We start from the raw sequence: 17,533 nt of genomic DNA on the forward strand, positions 1-17,533 counted from the left end.
GATAAACGGTGTACTTAGACTATTTCGGATTTGAGCAATACCCATTTGCACTGACGCCCAATACTGCGCTGTTTTTTGGTCTGTCGCCGCATTATGAGGCGATACAGACTGTGACGGCGGGCGTGGCACTTGGTGAAGGAGTCCTCAAAGTCACGGGCGAAGTAGGTACTGGAAAAACCTTAGTCTGCCGAATGTTAATCAAACAGCTCGAGGCTGATTACAGCTTAGTTTATCTGCCCAATCCGGTGTTGTCCGGTGCTGAGTTAAGAATTGCTATTGCTAAAGAACTTGGCATAGAGCAATGCCAGCAACATACGTTGCTCGAAGATATTCAGAAAAAACTTATCGAAGCCAAACAGTCCAAGCGACCAGTAGTCGCTTTGATTGATGAAGCTCAGGCCTTATCTGATGAAGCACTAGAGACGCTTCGTTTATTAGGAAATCTAGAAACCGAAGACAGCAAATTGATGCACTTAGTGCTGTTTGGGCAGCCTGAATTGGATACGCGACTTGAACAGCATCACCTAAGGCAATTTAGACAGCGAATCACCTTCAGTGCCACATTGCGTACTATGGCAAAAGCTGAGTGTTTTGCTTATGTCCAGCAGAGAACGATGAGCGCTGGACGTGAAGAACATCTGTTCAGTCATCATCAACTGGCTGCCATATGGCGAGCAAGTAAAGGCGTTCCAAGATTAGTGCACCAAATTTGCCATAAAACACTGTTGTTAGCGTTTGGTGACAACAGCCAGCAGGTATTAAACCGCCACTTGTATCTGGCGATAAAAGATACTTTTGATGCCACCAAACCGATATTCAAATACCCAGTACTCTGGGGATGGAAATAACTATGAGTGCGATTAATAAAGCCTTATCAAATCTGACTAGTAAACCCAATAATTCTCATGTGAATATTGAGCAAGCTGTAATACCCAAAGTGAGAAATACCTCTCCCATTGTGTGGATTGGGGTTGGAATCTTAGTCAGTTTAGCGATGGGAAGCTGGGCGTTTTCTACAGCAAATATGCCACCTTCTATGAGTGTGCCTCAAGAAGGTGCACGCTCTTTAGCGCCGCCTCGTACCCAATTAAACTCACCGACAGCGAATTTAGGCTCCGCTTCTTCTAATGTGTTTGACTTACCAAAGGCAAAGCTGACTGATGTTCAACGTGTATCGTTAGTCAAAGACCAGTCAAAAGCCGTCACTACGATGGCAGATATGCACGTATTGCCGTCCTCTGCTGAACCTATTTTGTTAGCCCAACTATCTCCAAATAAAGTTGAGCCTCAAGCCAACGGTGGAGAGATGGTGGTTGAGCAAGTAGAACTCAGCTCGGAACAGTTAGCGGAAAAGGCCATTCAACGTGCCAAGAAATCGATTGATGCCAATGATATTAATGGTGCACTTGAGAATTATACCGCTGCACTTAGATACGCACCGGAAAACGAGCAAGTGAGACAGCGATTGTCGGCGCTCTACTACGGTAAAGGTCAGACCCGAAAATCGTATGAACTTTTGCAAGAAGGGATTAATCGTAACCCGTCTGGTGAAAGGTTGCGTTTGGCGTTAACGAAATTACTTATCAAAGAGAATCAACAGGAGGCAGCCCTCACGCCATTGGTTTATCTGCCCGAGTATCCATCGATTGAATACTTATCACTAAGAGCCGGTCTCGCGCAGCGAAATAAACAAGCCGATTTGGCCTATCAAAGCTATGAGTTGCTTACCCAACAAGACGGTGAAAATGCTCGTTGGTGGATGGGGCTGGCTATTCAGCAGGAGCGTAAAATGGAGTTTTCACTGGCTAAAAACTCTTATGAAAACGCGCTCGAAAAGATAGGTGTTTCAAGCCAGTCGAAAGCATTTATTCGCGACAGACTTAAGGTCATAGAAAGCCTCGAAGGAAGTAATGATGCAAATTAAACTTCGTAAACGTCTCGGTGATTTACTGGTTGAAGAAGGCATTATCAATGAACAGCAGCTACAGCAGGCTTTGTCGATTCAGCGTAATACAGGCCGAAAGCTTGGTGCAACACTAATAGAGCTGGCTGCCCTGTCCGAACAGCAGATGCTAACGTTTTTGTCGCAGCAATTAGCTTTACCATTGATCGATTTAAGTCGGGCACAAGTTGATGTGGATGCGGTTCAGCTTCTTCCTGAAGTTCATGCAAGACGCTTGCGAGCACTTGTGATTGGTCGTCGAGACGATACATTGCGAGTCGCGATGAGCGATCCTGCGGATCTTTTTGTTCAGGAATCGTTGTTAAACCAACTTGGTCAATACGCTATCGAGTTTGTTATTGCCCCCGAAAAGCAATTGCTTGACGGTTTTGACCGCTACTATCGCCGTACCAAAGAAATCGCTTCATTTGCCGAGCAGCTTCATGCTGAGCATCAGTCGACGGATGTTTTTGACTTCAATATTGAAGAAGATGAAAGCGAAGAGGTGACGGTGGTTAAGCTGATTAACTCTTTGTTTGAAGACGCCATTCAAGTAGGTGCTTCTGATATTCATATTGAACCAGATGCCGACGTGTTGCGTCTTAGACAGCGTATTGATGGCGTGTTACATGAGACGTTATTAAATGAAGTGAATGTTGCGCCAGCAATGGTACTGCGACTGAAGCTTATGGCAAATTTGGACATTTCGGAAAAGCGTCTACCTCAAGATGGCCGATTTAATATTAGAGCCAAAGGACAATCGGTTGATATTCGTATGTCGACTATGCCTGTTGAACATGGCGAATCTGTGGTCATGCGTCTGCTCAACCAATCAACAGGTGTCAGAAGGCTTGAAGAGTCGGGGATTCCAAATGATCTGCTGATTAAATTGCGAAAGCAGTTACGTCGCCCTCACGGAATGATCTTGGTCACTGGACCAACGGGGTCCGGCAAAACCACAACTTTATATGGTGCGCTGACTGAGTTAAATAGTCCTGGAAAAAAGATCATTACTGCAGAAGATCCGGTTGAATATCGTTTGCCTCGAGTCAATCAGGTTCAAGTAAACCCAAAAATTAATTTAGACTTTTCATCGATCCTGAGAACTTTCCTACGCCAAGATCCAGATATTATTCTCGTCGGCGAAATGCGTGACCAAGAAACCGTGGAAATTGGTTTGCGTGCGGCATTAACCGGGCACTTGGTTCTTACAACTTTGCATACCAATGATTCTGTCGACAGTGCGTTACGAATGATGGATATGGGGGCTCCTGGGTACTTAGTTGCTAGTGCCGTAAGAGCGGTCATTGCCCAACGTTTGGTGAGAAGAATTTGCCCCGATTGCAAACGTGAGCATCCAGCGGATGAGCATGTAAAGCAATGGCTGATGACTCGCTTCCCTAATCAAACAGAGATGACCTTCCATAAAGGGCAGGGGTGTCAAAACTGTAATCTAACCGGCTATCGAGGACGGATAGGCGTATTCGAAATGCTGGAACTCGACCAAGGAATGATGGACGCTTTACGGGCGAATGATGCTGTACTGTTCTCACAGCGAGCTAGAGCCTCGAAAGAATATAAACCCTTGCTCGCGTCCGCAATGGAACTCGCAATTCAAGGAACCGTCAGCTTAGATGAAGTGATGGCACTGGGTGAAGGGGATGCTTCCGGTAGCATCGAACCTATTTACATTTAGTTTAATGGTTTATAGCTAGAGATAAGACAATGCCAACCTATCGTTATAAAGGGCGCAATCTTGATGGTTCAGAGATTTCTGGTCATCTAGAGTCTGCCAGTGAAGAAACCGCGGCGGAGATTTTGATCTCTCGTGGGGTGATTCCAACGTCGATCTCACAAGGTGGTAAGTCAACGTCATTTAGCGACAGCCTAAGTGCATTGATAGCGCCGGCGGTACCTTTAGAAGTGCTGGTTATTTTCTGTCGTCAGTTGTTCAGTTTAACGAAAGCCGGTGTGCCATTGTTACGCTCCATGAAGGGCCTGACGCAAAACTGTACTAACAAGCAGTTGAAATACGCCTTGGAAGAAGTCGTTAATGAACTAACTAACGGTCGTAACTTATCGAGTTGTATGCAGCTTCATCCTCGCGTGTTTAGTCCACTTTTTGTTTCTATGATTGCTGTGGGTGAAAATACGGGACGTTTAGACCAAGCATTAGAGCAACTGGCTGCCTATTATGAGCAAGAAGTCGAAACTCGTAAGCGTATTAAGGCGGCAATGCGCTATCCAACCTTTGTGTTGACCTTTATCGTTGCCGCGTTGTTTGTACTGAATATCAAAGTTATCCCTCAGTTTGCTGATATGTTTGCCAGGTTTGGCGTCGATCTTCCTCTTCCCACTCGTATTCTGATTACTACCTCGAACTTCTTCGTCGGTTATTGGCCGCTCTTATTGGGTGCGATGGCTGGCAGTTTGTTTGCGTTTCGTGCTTGGCTTGCTACGGCCGCGGGTAGGGAAAAGTGGGATCATATTAAGTTGAGGCTGCCTATTGTCGGCGGCATTGTAAATCGTGCTCAACTTTCACGTTTCTCAAGAACATTTGCTCTTATGCTTCGTGCTGGCGTGCCTTTGAATCAGTCATTGGCGTTATCGGCTGAAGCAATAGACAACAAGTACTTGGAAAACCGCATTATGGAAATGAAGGCGGCTATTGAGGCCGGAAGCACGGTGTCTTCAACTGCTATTAATGCCAATATTTTCACGCCGCTTGTTATTCAGATGATCTCTGTCGGAGAGGAAACGGGTCGTATTGATGAGCTTCTGTTAGAAGTTTCGGATTTTTACGATCGAGAAGTTGATTATGATCTGAAGACCCTAACCGCCAGAATTGAGCCGATTTTGCTCACTGTGGTTGCTGGAATGGTATTAATACTGGCTCTTGGCATTTTCCTGCCTATGTGGGGCATGCTCGATGCCATGAAAGGAATGTAACGAGCGATGGCTATCAAGAGTGTCTTTTTCCAAAGAGATGCGCTGCGCTGGCTAATTTGGAGTTGTGTGATTCTAGTACTTGTAGGGTTTTTCTTATCTACGGTGAATCGTAATCAAGAAAAAATCACCCGTACTAAAGCGGTAGTGATCGGCAAAGTTATGCAACAGCGCATTAATGAATTGCATCAAGCTTGGTTAATAGAGAAACAACCAAATTATCTACAAGTTGATAATACCGTCGTAAAATTTGACCAAACCGGTTGGATTACCCTATCAAATAATGAAAATAGAAACTGTAAATACTTGTTATCAATACTTTACAACGACGCGGATTCTATAAAACACAATCTATTTATAAAATCAGAGCGAATTGATAAAAAAAACTATAGTTGTGTATACGGTATAAATACTGATATTGAAATTAAAGCAATTAAAATTAATAGCTTGCATATGGAAGTCATTTTTTTGACTTGAGTAAAAAAATTGACGTTAATGCTTTGTAATCATTATTCAACTAGTTATAATTTGGGCAGAAAATCACACTTTTGATATAAATGGATCAAATAATGAAAAAAGCTCAAGGTTTTACACTAGTCGAGTTAGTCGTGGTTATTGTGGTATTAGGCCTACTTGCAGTAGCGGCTCTACCACGATTTGTTGATGTAACAGAAAGTGCAAAAGAATCTAGCGTTGAAGCGGTTGCTGGTGGTTTTGCAACTGGTGTGTTATCAGCTCGCGCGCAATGGGAAGCTAATGGCCGAACTAAGTCAGGTGTAAATAACTACGTTGATTACGATGGTACTCGTTTCTGGTTGACTCGCTCGGAAGATGGCACAACAGGCTTCCGTGATGGTTACCCTAGTAATACTAACGCTAACAATAGCAACAACGTAAATGTCGAAGCGTGCGTATTCCTTATGGAGAACTTACTGCAAAACTCTCCAGCGGTTGAGCAGTATACAAACAGTCCTTCAAAAGGCACTAAGTACTTAGCGCAGGCAGTGAGCAGCACTAAATGTCGCTATACACAAAACGAAAGTAACCGTCATTACTTCGAGTACGATATTCGTACCGGTAAAGTTACTGTTGAACTTAAATAAGTTGTAGGAATATAAAAATGAAAAGACAAAGTGGTTTCACGCTAATTGAAATGGTCGTGGTGATCGTTATTTTGGGTATTCTTGCAGTAACTGCAGCACCTCGTTTTTTAAATCTACAAGGTGATGCTCGTGAATCATCTCTTAATGGTTTAAAAGGTGCGATTTCAGGTGCAAATGGCATTGTTTACGGCAAAGCTGCAGTAGAAGGTGTTGAACAGCAAGCAACGGCTACCATTAATGCGGGTACTAATGAAGCAGTAACGGTTGCATTTGGTTACCCAACTGCTGATGCTGCTGGCCTTGTAAGTGCAGTAGATGGCTTGCAACAAGATTGGATGTTTGCGACTCGTCGTGACGCGCTAATTGCTACCTTTGATGATGGTTCAAATGCTAACTTCCGTACGATTCGTCAATCTAACTGTTTTGTAAGATACGACGAATCAACTCAAGCGGGTACAGCACCTAGAGTAACCGTTGAAGCGTCAGGTTGTTAATTAGCCAAGACGCAAAAAGGTCAGCTCCGGCTGGCCTTTTTTGTGTTGTGATAGGTATTCTGATTTTTAACGATTTCTAATGATAGATAGGTGAGTTAGTACTGTCCTTTTGTATACTATTTATCAATCATTTTCGCAGGTACTACTATGTTAATCCCACAACGTAAGTTATCAGGGTTTACGCTAATCGAACTGATCGTGGTGATCGTTTTAGTTTCGATTGTGTCGGTAGTGGCTGCGAGTCGATTTTTAAACCGTTCGGGCTTTTCCGTCATTGCAGCACAAGAACAAGCTATTGCGATTACTCAGCAAATACAGCTTGGGCGAATGCAATCCAATATCAGCGATATCGGTGAGCTCAATAGCCGCTACCAACTGGCGATTAAAGATGGTTGTTTTGGCTCTCGGTACAGTTGCACTCTTGCGAACCCTGAAGAGCAATCGGATTATTTAGCGTTGGATAACATTCAGGTCTCTGCTCCCACTAGCTTGTTGAATTTTGACTTACTTGGTCGTCCAGTATGTGAATCTTGTACTTACCCCATTACGATTCAATTCACTCAATTTAGTGAATCGGCATCCATTTGTATTAATTCAGAAGGTTTTGTCGATGCGTGCTAGAAAAATGAGTCAAGGGATGACGCTGATCGAAAGCGTACTTGCCATAGTGATCTTGGCTATAGCTTTGATTACATTGACGAGCTTCTTATTCCCTAGTGTGCAGAAAAGCGCTTTACCGCACTACCAAGTACGAGCAGCTTCATTAGGACAAGCGGTGTTGAACCAGATATTAGCTGTGAGTTTTGATGAGCAGAGTGATCGTAACGGTAGCCTATGGCGTTGCGATGAACTTGATAAGCAATGCACATCACCCGCTTCATTAGGTCCGGACAAGAACGAGCAGCCCGCCTTCTATAATGATGTCGATGACTATATAGGCTGCTGGTACGGTGCCAACGCCCAGCAGCAGTGCCAGCAAGGCTTATCTATTACAAGACTTCTCGGTGGTGATGAGCAAGACGACTACCGCAATTTTGTCGTTAATATTCTGGTTAGCTACGACTACGATAACGCACTCGGTGGTCAAGTAACTCCGCATCAAACAAGCTCGTTCAAAAAGATCATTGTCCGTGTGTCAGCGAGTAATTTCACCGAATATGAGTTTGTTGCGTATAAGGGGAATTACTAATGTCATTCTCCGTTAAGCAATCAGGCGGTTTTACCTTACTAGAAATGATCATCACCATGGTGGTGGTTGGAATTCTGTTTTTAGGAATTGCTGGTTTTGTCGAGTTTGGTGCCCGTGGTTATGTGGATTCAGTAGCGCGCACTAAAATCCAGAACCAAGCACAGTTTGTTATTGAGAAAATGTCCCGTGAGCTTAGGCACGCCGTCCCCAACAGCATTCAAACCTCTTTGAACGGTCAATGTGTCTCATTTTATCCAATAACCTTTTCCGGCTTTTATCATTTGGATGAGAAGTTAGGAAAAACTGAGTTTGTGGTGGGTAACATTAACCAATATCCCCATAAATTTGCCAATACCGAAAGGTTGATCATTAATCCAAGTCGACAGCAAGATCTTGAAGGTCGTCGAGCGATAAGTTTGGCAAGGGTCAGCTCTGTGGTCGAAGCACAATATTTTACGTTAAATCAACTACCAGAACAGAACTCGGTTGGGCAGCGTTTGTATATCTACAATTCAGCAAACAAGGTCGATTATTGCATTACCACGTCTGGTCAGATAGAGCGAAACGGTATTCGTGTTGCCACCAATATCGAACCAGTAAAAAGCAGTTTTACTCACCTGGAAGCGTCACTACTTCGCTCAGCTTTAGTTCGTCTAAATTTAGTATTTAATCAAGCGGGAGAAGCGTCTAACTTCCAACATGATGTACAGGTGCTCAATGTCCCCTAGAAAACGTTCACAGCAAGGGAGTGTCTACATCGTTGCCATTTTTGTTGTGGTGGTAATGGGTATGTTGGCAATGAATCTCAATAGAATTCAATGGTCAAGTAACGAGGCGCTATCACGTGAGTTGATTGGTACCAAAGCTTGGTTTTTGGCGAACTCTGGTGTTGAGTGGGCGTTGACGCAGCTCTATCCATTAAATGAATCGAGTCTAACAGAAGAGCTAGAAATCAGATGTAACCAGCTTCAACCATCGTCATCTGTAGCAATGTCTTATTTAATTTCTCAAGTGGGTATTAACTGCCGTAGCCTTTCAGTTCAGTGTGAAACGGTTAATGGTGGCGACCTAGAACTTATTCCAAAACAGCTCAGCTATTTTAAAATTACCAGCACGGCAATATGCGGAGATGGACAAGGGTTTGATATTCAACGTCAGCAAGAAGCTTGGGTAAAAGGATTCTCTGAATGAAGCAATTGATCGCTCTATTTATTAGCTTGTTCGTCGTAGCAAATAGTTATGCAATAGAATATTGCGACTACTTTCCAGAATCAGTTCAAACTAACTATCGCCAAGATGGTTACCCTTACGTCTCTCAAGTGGACTTTTCGGGACATGACCAGACGCTTATTTTTGATGTGGATGGTTTTAAAATGCCATTCAATTATCTAGCGAACAGTCCAGCTTATAGCGGTACAGCGGCCCACTGTTACTATCCAAATGCTCCAACTGATAGTTGTGCAGTGAACCCAACTAATCATGCGCCCACTTTACCAGTTGATTTACCTGTCTTTCCTACGAACCTTGAACCCTCAAGTTGTAGTGATAAGCACTGCTCATTGCCAAGTGGTAGTAAAGTGCAATCTATAACGATGAGGCAAGGTAAGACTCTTACGTTAGAAGGAGGGGAGATTTGGATTGGCTCGTTGACCTTGGAGCATGCAGCAAAAATCAAAGTAAGTGCGCCAACAATCCTGCACTACCGCCAGTTCTACATAAGTGGTCATTCACATATCAATAAAGATGGCGCAATAACTGATCTTATTTTAATTGGACACGGCTCCAACGCAGCTATCAATCTGACGAATCACAATAAGATCTCTGCTGCCCTATACGTAGATCCATCTAGTTTTCAAAAGGGGTTTAGGGTAAGCGGTGAGCACAACGATCTTAATATGAATATTACGGTCAACCATATGTCGGTCACAGGTAAGAAGAATAGCTTTAATTTACCTAAGTTGTGCGATGACACACCACCCCCACCTGAGTTTAAGCTTGATCTTTGCCCTTATTTCAAAGAAGAAGTGCAGACTACCCTTTATGACACATCTGGTTCGCCACAAGGGCTTCTGAATGTGAATAGTGAATATGACAATGATAGAGACGAATGGTTTGATGAATTTGATGTCAACGCTATCGTTTTACCGCGCAATAACACTGGCCTCGCGTTTTCTCGCTTTACTAATAACAGCACTTATGGCGGCTGCTTTTATACGTCTTCATCCATTGGTTTACGTGGCTTTGGTTGGCAAAACTGTCAAGTGGAGCCCACGAAGAGCTTTGAAAACTATCCACCGCAATTGGATGATTTTCCGAGTGGTGACTATTCGAGCGATTTTAAGTGTAAAGACGGCAAAGTATGTCATTTGAAATGGACTAATAATAAGATCAAGAAGTTAGAGGTTAAAGATGACAGTAAGCTTATTATTGACTCTGGCGAGTATTGGGTTAATGAGCATATACATCTGGAAGATGCGGAGATACAACTGATCAATGGGCCAGTTAAGATCAATTATCGAGGAATAAAAGCAAACGGAGAGCTGTATCCGCCTCACTTCAAAGATGAGCTAAAAATCAATACATTAGGAAACAGTGAAGATTTACTTTTTGTCGGGCATGGCGCGGGCAGTGACATTGAAATAGAGAGTGAAGACTCTGTTATCAAAGCCTATTTTTATGTCCCTCCTAAAGCTGCTACTGTCGGAACGCGAGGTTTCTTAGTCAATGGTGAAGACAACTACATCTTTGGTGGGGTTGCTGCCCCAAATGTGACGCTTGGTGAGCGTGACTATGATGATCGGAAACGACATAAAGACAGAGATGATAATGATATTGAAGGTGAAGGTAATGTGTTGTTTGCGCGTATTCCTGCGCAATGTAAAGCGCCACCACCAAGTCAAGACTACTATTTGGAATTAGAGCCATTAAAAGGTATCGCATTGAGTTGTGAAACCCAACGAGTCACGTTTAATGTGGTAGATAAGTACGGTAAGCCTATTGAAGACTACACCAAAGGCGTCAGAATTACAGTGCCTGCCTCTGCCACAATGCAATTGATAGAAGGGATTCGTATTAGCGAGGGGCTATACAACCCAAGTACTAACGGCCGGGTTATATTTGATGTGAGTAGCCAACATATCGAACAGCTCAGCGTGTCCGGTGAATTGGTGGAGAGTGCGAACAATACGCTTGTGACAGGTAACTACGAGTTTACGGCAAACAAGTTTGAATTTACGCCGCAAGCGTCTAGTTTGATTGCTGGAAAATCGGCAACGCTCGAAGTACGCCCTGTGACCTGTAATGTAACGCGTTCAGGTCTGTCCCAAGTTGTAGCAGCAAAAAACTATTCTGGAGTGCAAAACGTTGATATTACAACGACACGTTATCTAGAACCCAAATCTCCAACAGTACAGGCATCAGTTAAAGTCAAAGCTGCACAGAGTAATGATTTTGTGCCAATTCCAGTGACGGATCTCGCACTAGATTTTTCTCATGGCAGCAGCACCCCTGATGCTGGTCGCAGTGCTCTGATGGATATTCAATACGATGAAGCTGGGCGAGTTTCTTTTGAGTTATCTCAGACGCGTTGTGTCAATGAGAGTGAGCATAACCCTTCAGACCAACAAGGTGCGGACGCCGCGAAGCAATGCGTCACATATAAAGGAGTTCACGAGTTAAAAGTAAGGCCGTGGACGTTCGCGATCTGTGATGCATCAAACTACCAATTAGCATTAGATGGTACTTCATCTCAAGGCAGTGGCTATAAAGCAGCAGGGGAACGCTTTAACCTAGATGCCGTTCCAATTCGATGGCAGAAAAATGGCGCGACTCAAGGTGAAATTCCGATATTGCCATCCTTTTGCCAGTCGCAATTTATCACCAAAAATTACTTCGATAATGATGCGCCTGTCTCCAGTGTTTTACTCACTGCCACTGAGAACACGCCTGCAGTTAGACCTGTCGACGAAAGATTCCCTATTAAAATGGATGGTGAGGACGGGTCAACATTTGTTCGTAGTAATCGAGGTAGTAATGGTGCGTTGCCATTTTACGCTCTCTATTGGGAAGATGTCGGAAGTCTTCTAGTACAGACTCAAAGTCAATCGAACTATTTGGGGATGGTAATCAATCCAAGTAGCCGTAGTATCGGCCGCTTCTATCCTCATCATCTTGCTATGGTCTCCAATCAATGGGGCTATGAGTCAGGGCATTCAGGGTTTGCATATATGGGCCAACCAATAAAACCAAGCTTTGTTGTGGAGGCGCGTAATCTAGAAAAATCACCTACCCCTAACTATGGTTATTTTGCCTCCAATTTGATGGTGACCTTAAATCATGTTGCTGCCAATGAAAGTGGTGATAGTTACTTACCGAGAATAAGTGCGACGGCAACGAGTTGGGATAGTGAAGCTTGGAAGTGCGATTCTACTGACTTGTCATGCAGCACTTCACGAGCTCGACTTGAGGCTAGCTTTGGTGATTATGTTTTCTCTAAACGTTATCAACTGGATGGTGTTACCTCGATAAAAGAACTGCCTGTTAAAGGGCACTTTGGGGTACAGTCTAATTTAGTTGACGGTGTAGATTTTGAAAGCCCTTCTTTAACCGTAAGTGGTACCAACGCGAAAGCGTTCCCAATACAACCCGAGTTTCGTTATGGCCGTATGGTGATAGATAACGTTGGTGGCGATTTGACAACGGACATCAATATCCCTTTGAGAACAGAATATTGGACTGAGACTGGGTTTGTGCTCAATGATGAAGACAGTGGTTCTGTATTCAATGGTAAGCACTACTGCCGGCAGATCTTGTGGTCAGGTCAGCTAGAGACAGATGCAAAGCTGTTTAATAAAGACGGCAATACTATAACCACAGAAGATGCTGCCATCAGCCAAGGTAGCAGCAGCCAACTCTTTGCAAGCAACAATAGGATTCGCGAACAAGTTAATTTGTGGTTAAGGCTTGATCAAAGTGCCCCAATTAAACTGAACCAAAACGATAGTGCTGTTAAGTGTTTTGACAGTAATGCCGGTCGTTCCTGGTTGAGATATAACTGGCGCGGTGTGGGTGATGAAGATCCACATGCTGTAGTGACCTTCGGATCACATAGAGGAAATGATAGAGTCATTTATCGAGGTGAGCCACGCCTTATCGGACAATAAATCCTGTGAATTTTTTGCGTTAAGTAAGGAAACTGTAAGAAAATGCGGGTTTCACCCCATGTTTCTGCTTCAATGCCTTGCTGTGATGGCAAGGCATTGGTACATTTAGTGCAATTTTTGTCTTCTCATTCTTGCAGGACGAGCGAAGAATATGTTTAAAAAACTGCGTGGCATGTTTTCTAACGACCTATCGATAGATCTAGGTACTGCCAACACACTGATTTATGTAAAAGGACAGGGTATCGTCCTTGACGAGCCTTCTGTAGTAGCAATCCGCCAAGATCGTGCGGGTTCAGCCAAAAGCGTTGCGGCGGTAGGCCATGCAGCGAAGCAGATGCTAGGTCGAACGCCTGGTAATATTTCTGCGATTCGTCCAATGAAAGATGGCGTTATTGCTGACTTCTATGTGACCGAAAAAATGCTTCAGCACTTTATCAAACAAGTGCACGACAACAGCGTTCTTAAACCAAGCCCACGTGTTCTAGTTTGTGTCCCTTGCGGTTCAACACAAGTAGAGCGTCGTGCTATCCGTGAGTCTGCACTGGGTGCAGGTGCTCGTGAAGTGTATTTGATCGATGAACCTATGGCTGCTGCTATTGGTGCAGGTCTACGCGTTTCTGAGCCAACAGGTTCTATGGTTGTTGATATCGGTGGTGGTACAACAGAAGTTGCGGTTATCTCACTTAACGGTGTGGTTTACTCTTCTTCAGTACGTATCGGCGGTGACCGATTTGACGAAGCGGTTATCAACTATGTGCGCCGAAACTACGGCAGCTTGATTGGTGAAGCGACTGCTGAGAAGATCAAGCACGAAATCGGTTCTGCGTATCCAGGTGATACGGTTGAAGAGATTGAAGTACGTGGTCGTAACCTTGCAGAAGGTGTGCCTCGTAGCTTTAGCCTAAACTCAAATGAAATTCTAGAAGCGTTGCAAGAGCCATTAACTGGTATTGTATCGGCAGTGATGGTTGCGCTTGAGCAATGTCCGCCAGAACTTGCTTCTGATATTTCTGAAAACGGTATGGTACTAACAGGTGGCGGTGCACTGCTACGCGATCTAGACCGATTGCTCACTGAAGAAACTGGTATCCCTGTTGTTATCGCTGAAGACCCACTAACATGTGTGGCTCGTGGTGGCGGTAAAGCTCTAGAAATGATCGACATGCACGGTGGCGATCTATTTACAGAAGAATAATGGTTTCACTCTAGTTTTGGTGTGGCACTGAAACTAGAGTCCACATCAGGATTATGAGTACATGAAACCAATATTTGGTCGAGGTCCTTCTTTACAACTTCGGTTATTTCTTGCTGTTACTTTATCAGCCGGCTTAATGCTGGCTGATAGTCGTTTAGATACATTCTCAAATTTCCGTTACTTATTAAACAGTGCAGTCGCACCGATTCAGTATGCCGCGAACCTTCCTCGTACCATGTTTGATGGCGTCTATGAAAGGCTAAATACTCGACAAGGTCTAGCCGAGCAAAACGTAAACTTAAAACGCGAAGTGTTGCGCCTTAAAAGTGACTTGATTTTGCTTGATCAATACCGTGAAGAGAACCAGCGTTTTCGTGAGCTTTTAGGCTCATCTTTCGTCCGAGATGAAAAGAAGATGGTGACAGAGGTTATGGCTGTGGACACGTCACCATATCGTCACCAAGTGGTGATTGATAAAGGTCGTATCGACGGTGTTTACGAAGGTCAGCCGGTTATTAATGAAAATGGTATCGTTGGTCAAGTGACCTTCGTTGGCGCTCACAACAGCCGTATTATGCTACTGACAGACTCTAACAGCGCAATACCAGTGCAAGTCATTCGTAACGATATTCGAGTTATTGCATCAGGCAATGGGTCTATCGATGAGATTCAACTAGAGCACATTCCAACAAGTACTGACATTCAGAAAGATGACCTGTTGGTGACCTCTGGTCTGGGTGGAATCTATCCCGAAGGCTATCCAGTTGCTCATGTTAAATCGGTACAACGAGACAATCGACGAGAGTTTGCCAGCATTATTGCGGAGCCCGTGGTCGACTTTGATCGACTACGATACTTACTGTTGATTTGGCCGAGTAATGATAGACAGCAACAAGCGGTTGAAGATACGCTGAACGCGCAATAAAGGATTCTCATACTATTATGGCTAATAGTTCATTTCGCAGTCACTTAGTGATCAGTGTGTCACTGATAGTGGCGCTTGTATTGCAAACCATACCTTGGCCAGGCGTGCTAGACTTCGTAAGACCGTCATGGTTATTCTTGGTTTTAGGTTACTGGGTTTTAGCACTTCCGCATCGAGTAAATGTGGGTACCGCATTGATCGTTGGTCTGACTTGGGATCTGCTAGTCGGTTCTACCTTGGGCATTCGCGGGATGATGATGTCGATTGTCATCTATATCGTGGCTCTTAATTTCTTGGTACTTAGAAACATGGCACTTTGGCAGCAGGCTACGATCATGGCCTTGATATCTATGCTGCTAGAAGTGTTTATCTTTTTTGGTGAGTATTTGATCCAAGACGTCACTTTTAATCCGATGTCGCTGTGGAGTGGTCTGATTAATTGTATACTTTGGCCATGGATGTTTTTACTGTTGCGTCGTGTAAGACGGCATTGGCATGTCAGGTAAATCAATGACTACAAAGATAGTATTGGCGTCAACTTCACCAAGACGCAGAGAGCTGTTAAGCCAGCTCGGATACCAATTCTCAGTGGTGAGCCCTGATATTGAAGAAGTGAAACAAGCCCAAGAAAGTGCTCAACAGTACGTTGAGCGCTTGTCGTTAGAGAAAGCGATGGCTGGGCTTGAGCTGAGCGACTCCAGCTCTGTAGTTGTCGGTTCTGATACGGTCGTCGTTTTAAACGAACATGTACTAGAAAAACCCAATGATTTCGAACATGCCAAAGCTATGCTTCAAGGGATGTCGGGAGAAAAACATCAGGTGCTCACTGCTGTCAGTGTTGTATCTAAGAATAAGCAGTCATCGGTCGTGGTAACGACGGATGTATGGTTCAAAACACTTAGCGAAAAAGAAATCGAACAATACTGGTTAAGTGGAGAACCTCAAGATAAAGCTGGCAGTTATGGAATCCAAGGATTAGGGGGACGCTTCGTCACTCGAATCGAGGGCAGCTATTACGCTGTAGTTGGACTGCCACTGTATGAAACTGACCAGCTCTTGCAAGAATTTATAAATAATTAAAAATATTGAGGTGCGCTCATGAGTGCAGAGCTGTTAATAAACGTAACTCCTAGTGAAACAAGGGTTGCCATGATTGAAGGTGGGGTTCTCCAAGAAGTCCACATTGAGCGCGAAGCAAAGCGTGGAATTGTTGGCAACATCTATAAAGGTAAAGTGAGCCGAGTCTTGCCTGGAATGCAGGCTGCTTTCGTGGATATCGGCCTCGAAAAAGCGGCGTTTCTGCATGCTTCCGACATCGTACCGCACACTGAGTGTGTGGCTGAAAATGAAAAGAAGCAGTTTCAAGTCCGTGATATTTCTGAGTTAGTTCGTCAAGGTCAAGACATCATAGTGCAAGTGGTCAAAGACCCGCTTGGAACTAAAGGTGCTCGTTTAACCACGGATATCACCCTCCCATCCCGTTACCTCGTCTTTATGCCTGGCGCGAGTCATGTCGGTGTTTCTCAACGTATCGAGAGCGAAGAAGAGCGTAACCGTTTAAAGAATGTGGTTGCTGACTACTGCGATGAAAACGGTGGCTTTATTATTCGAACTGCAGCAGAAGGAGCGAATGAAAAAGAACTGGCGCAAGATGCTGCATTCCTTAAGCGTTTGTGGACCAAAATCAATGAACGTCGTACTAAATATAAAACGCGTTCAACGTTATATGGTGAATTGGGTCTAGCGCATCGTATTCTTCGTGATTTCGTTGGGACGGAAATTACTCGTGTTCAAGTGGATTCAAGACTGATTTTTGAGAGCTTAAAAGAGTTTACTAGCGAGTTTGTACCTGAACTGGAGAGTTTGCTTGAACTATATGAAGGCGATAAGCCCATTTTCGATATGTACGATACCGAGAATGAGATTCAACGTTCACTTGAACGTAAAGTCGACTTAAAGTCTGGCGGTTACTTGATTATTGATCAAACTGAAGCGATGACAACGGTTGATATTAACACCGGTGCATTCGTAGGTCGTCGCAACTTAGAAGAGACTATCTTCAACACCAATGTCGAAGCAACGCAAGCTATTGCTCGACAGCTTAGACTGCGTAACTTAGGCGGTATCATCATCATCGACTTTATCGATATGGGCCTTGAAGAGCATCGTCAACGTGTGTTGAACTCTCTAGAAGGGGCACTTTCTAAAGATCGAGTGAAGACGAATATCAATGGATTCACCCAGTTAGGGTTGGTTGAGATGACACGAAAAAGAACTAGAGAAAGTATTGAACATGTTCTTTGTAGTGGTTGTCCAACTTGTGAAGGCCGAGGTTCGGTTAAAACCGTCGAAACAGTTTGCTATGAGATTTTACGCGAGATCACGCGTGTTAATCGAGCTTACGATGCCGACAAATTCGTGGCTTATGCGTCTCCTGCTGTTGCTGAAGCACTTGAAGGCGATGAATCTCATGCATTGGCTGAACTGGAAGTCTTTATAGGTAAACAGGTTCGAATTCAAGCTGAGCCTTTATATATTCAAGAACAATTTGATGTTGTTATGATGTAATGAGTAATT

17 protein-coding genes are annotated in these 17,533 nt (G+C 44.0%); all 17 read left to right on the top strand.

Going from position 1 to position 17,533, the window contains the following annotated elements; all coding sequences use genetic code 11:
* Window positions 1-8 precede the first annotated feature (8 nt).
* The 17 genes from JKJ11_RS02580 (at window position 9) to rng (ending at window position 17,524) form a co-directional block, all read left to right on the top strand.
* Complete coding sequence (locus JKJ11_RS02580; protein ID WP_006070992.1) at window positions 9-848, top strand: ExeA family protein; 840 nt, start codon at window positions 9-11, stop codon at window positions 846-848.
* 2 nt (window positions 849-850) lie between these two features.
* A complete protein-coding gene (locus tag JKJ11_RS02585; protein WP_252038706.1) occupies window positions 851-1,924 on the top strand; it encodes a tetratricopeptide repeat protein in 1,074 nt (357 codons plus the stop codon).
* On the top strand, window positions 1,914-3,638 hold the full coding sequence (locus tag JKJ11_RS02590; RefSeq protein ID WP_031496801.1) for a GspE/PulE family protein: 1,725 nt from the start codon (window positions 1,914-1,916) through the stop codon (window positions 3,636-3,638). The genes JKJ11_RS02585 and JKJ11_RS02590 overlap by 11 nt, the downstream gene beginning before the upstream one ends.
* Window positions 3,639-3,667: 29 nt before the next feature.
* Entirely contained in the window at window positions 3,668-4,891 is a 1,224-nt protein-coding gene (locus tag JKJ11_RS02595; RefSeq protein WP_006070996.1) for a type II secretion system F family protein, read from the top strand.
* A 6-nt stretch (window positions 4,892-4,897) separates the two neighbouring features.
* The gene (locus JKJ11_RS02600) at window positions 4,898-5,365 is read left to right on the top strand and encodes a hypothetical protein (protein WP_252038707.1); all 468 of its coding nucleotides are present in this window, start codon (window positions 4,898-4,900) and stop codon (window positions 5,363-5,365) included.
* 89 nt (window positions 5,366-5,454) lie between these two features.
* Complete coding sequence (locus tag JKJ11_RS02605) at window positions 5,455-5,991, top strand: prepilin-type N-terminal cleavage/methylation domain-containing protein (RefSeq protein ID WP_412104842.1); 537 nt, start codon at window positions 5,455-5,457, stop codon at window positions 5,989-5,991.
* A gap of 17 nt (window positions 5,992-6,008) precedes the next feature.
* The gene (locus JKJ11_RS02610; RefSeq protein ID WP_006071001.1) at window positions 6,009-6,485 is read left to right on the top strand and encodes a type II secretion system protein; all 477 of its coding nucleotides are present in this window, start codon (window positions 6,009-6,011) and stop codon (window positions 6,483-6,485) included.
* 147 nt (window positions 6,486-6,632) lie between these two features.
* Entirely contained in the window at window positions 6,633-7,106 is a 474-nt protein-coding gene (locus tag JKJ11_RS26010) for a prepilin-type N-terminal cleavage/methylation domain-containing protein (protein WP_006071003.1), read from the top strand.
* The gene (locus tag JKJ11_RS02620) at window positions 7,096-7,674 is read left to right on the top strand and encodes a type IV pilus modification PilV family protein (RefSeq protein WP_006071004.1); all 579 of its coding nucleotides are present in this window, start codon (window positions 7,096-7,098) and stop codon (window positions 7,672-7,674) included. The genes JKJ11_RS26010 and JKJ11_RS02620 overlap by 11 nt, the downstream gene beginning before the upstream one ends.
* Window positions 7,674-8,402 (top strand): PulJ/GspJ family protein, encoded by a 729-nt coding sequence (locus JKJ11_RS02625; RefSeq protein ID WP_252038708.1) that lies wholly within the window; start codon window positions 7,674-7,676, stop codon window positions 8,400-8,402. Before JKJ11_RS02620 ends, JKJ11_RS02625 begins: the two co-directional genes overlap by 1 nt.
* On the top strand, window positions 8,392-8,865 hold the full coding sequence (locus JKJ11_RS02630; protein WP_252038709.1) for a hypothetical protein: 474 nt from the start codon (window positions 8,392-8,394) through the stop codon (window positions 8,863-8,865). The genes JKJ11_RS02625 and JKJ11_RS02630 overlap by 11 nt, the downstream gene beginning before the upstream one ends.
* Complete coding sequence (locus tag JKJ11_RS02635) at window positions 8,862-12,836, top strand: DUF6701 domain-containing protein (RefSeq protein ID WP_252038710.1); 3,975 nt, start codon at window positions 8,862-8,864, stop codon at window positions 12,834-12,836. Before JKJ11_RS02630 ends, JKJ11_RS02635 begins: the two co-directional genes overlap by 4 nt.
* A gap of 151 nt (window positions 12,837-12,987) precedes the next feature.
* Window positions 12,988-14,031 (top strand): rod shape-determining protein, encoded by a 1,044-nt coding sequence (locus JKJ11_RS02640; RefSeq protein ID WP_006071009.1) that lies wholly within the window; start codon window positions 12,988-12,990, stop codon window positions 14,029-14,031.
* 61 nt (window positions 14,032-14,092) lie between these two features.
* A complete protein-coding gene (mreC, locus tag JKJ11_RS02645; RefSeq protein WP_006071010.1) occupies window positions 14,093-14,956 on the top strand; it encodes a rod shape-determining protein MreC in 864 nt (287 codons plus the stop codon).
* Window positions 14,957-14,973: 17 nt separating this feature from the next.
* Window positions 14,974-15,462: a rod shape-determining protein MreD gene (gene mreD / locus JKJ11_RS02650; RefSeq protein ID WP_006071011.1), complete on the top strand. Its 489-nt coding sequence runs from the start codon at window positions 14,974-14,976 to the stop codon at window positions 15,460-15,462.
* 4 nt (window positions 15,463-15,466) lie between these two features.
* The gene (locus JKJ11_RS02655) at window positions 15,467-16,036 is read left to right on the top strand and encodes a Maf family protein (RefSeq protein WP_252038711.1); all 570 of its coding nucleotides are present in this window, start codon (window positions 15,467-15,469) and stop codon (window positions 16,034-16,036) included.
* 18 nt (window positions 16,037-16,054) lie between these two features.
* Complete coding sequence (gene rng, locus JKJ11_RS02660) at window positions 16,055-17,524, top strand: ribonuclease G (RefSeq protein WP_006071014.1); 1,470 nt, start codon at window positions 16,055-16,057, stop codon at window positions 17,522-17,524.
* Window positions 17,525-17,533: the final 9 nt, after the last annotated feature.

Source organism: Vibrio sp. SCSIO 43133 (assembly GCF_023716845.1).
Taxonomy (GTDB): Bacteria; Pseudomonadota; Gammaproteobacteria; order Enterobacterales; family Vibrionaceae; genus Vibrio; species Vibrio mediterranei.

Bases quoted from the DNA above. Each gene is read 5' to 3' on its own strand.
- JKJ11_RS02630 (WP_252038709.1), top strand. From the start codon at position 8,392: ATGTCCCCTAGAAAACGTTCACAGCAAGGGAGTGTCTACATCGTTGCC.
- JKJ11_RS02635 (WP_252038710.1), top strand. From the start codon at position 8,862: ATGAAGCAATTGATCGCTCTATTTATTAGCTTGTTCGTCGTAGCAAAT.
- JKJ11_RS02610 (WP_006071001.1), top strand. From the start codon at position 6,009: ATGAAAAGACAAAGTGGTTTCACGCTAATTGAAATGGTCGTGGTGATC.
- mreD (WP_006071011.1), top strand. From the start codon at position 14,974: ATGGCTAATAGTTCATTTCGCAGTCACTTAGTGATCAGTGTGTCACTG.
- mreC (WP_006071010.1), top strand. From the start codon at position 14,093: ATGAAACCAATATTTGGTCGAGGTCCTTCTTTACAACTTCGGTTATTT.
- JKJ11_RS02590 (WP_031496801.1), top strand. From the start codon at position 1,914: ATGCAAATTAAACTTCGTAAACGTCTCGGTGATTTACTGGTTGAAGAA.
- JKJ11_RS02655 (WP_252038711.1), top strand. From the start codon at position 15,467: ATGACTACAAAGATAGTATTGGCGTCAACTTCACCAAGACGCAGAGAG.
- JKJ11_RS02585 (WP_252038706.1), top strand. From the start codon at position 851: ATGAGTGCGATTAATAAAGCCTTATCAAATCTGACTAGTAAACCCAAT.
- rng (WP_006071014.1), top strand. From the start codon at position 16,055: ATGAGTGCAGAGCTGTTAATAAACGTAACTCCTAGTGAAACAAGGGTT.
- JKJ11_RS02620 (WP_006071004.1), top strand. From the start codon at position 7,096: ATGCGTGCTAGAAAAATGAGTCAAGGGATGACGCTGATCGAAAGCGTA.
- JKJ11_RS02625 (WP_252038708.1), top strand. From the start codon at position 7,674: ATGTCATTCTCCGTTAAGCAATCAGGCGGTTTTACCTTACTAGAAATG.
- JKJ11_RS02595 (WP_006070996.1), top strand. From the start codon at position 3,668: ATGCCAACCTATCGTTATAAAGGGCGCAATCTTGATGGTTCAGAGATT.
- JKJ11_RS02600 (WP_252038707.1), top strand. From the start codon at position 4,898: ATGGCTATCAAGAGTGTCTTTTTCCAAAGAGATGCGCTGCGCTGGCTA.
- JKJ11_RS02640 (WP_006071009.1), top strand. From the start codon at position 12,988: ATGTTTAAAAAACTGCGTGGCATGTTTTCTAACGACCTATCGATAGAT.
- JKJ11_RS26010 (WP_006071003.1), top strand. From the start codon at position 6,633: ATGTTAATCCCACAACGTAAGTTATCAGGGTTTACGCTAATCGAACTG.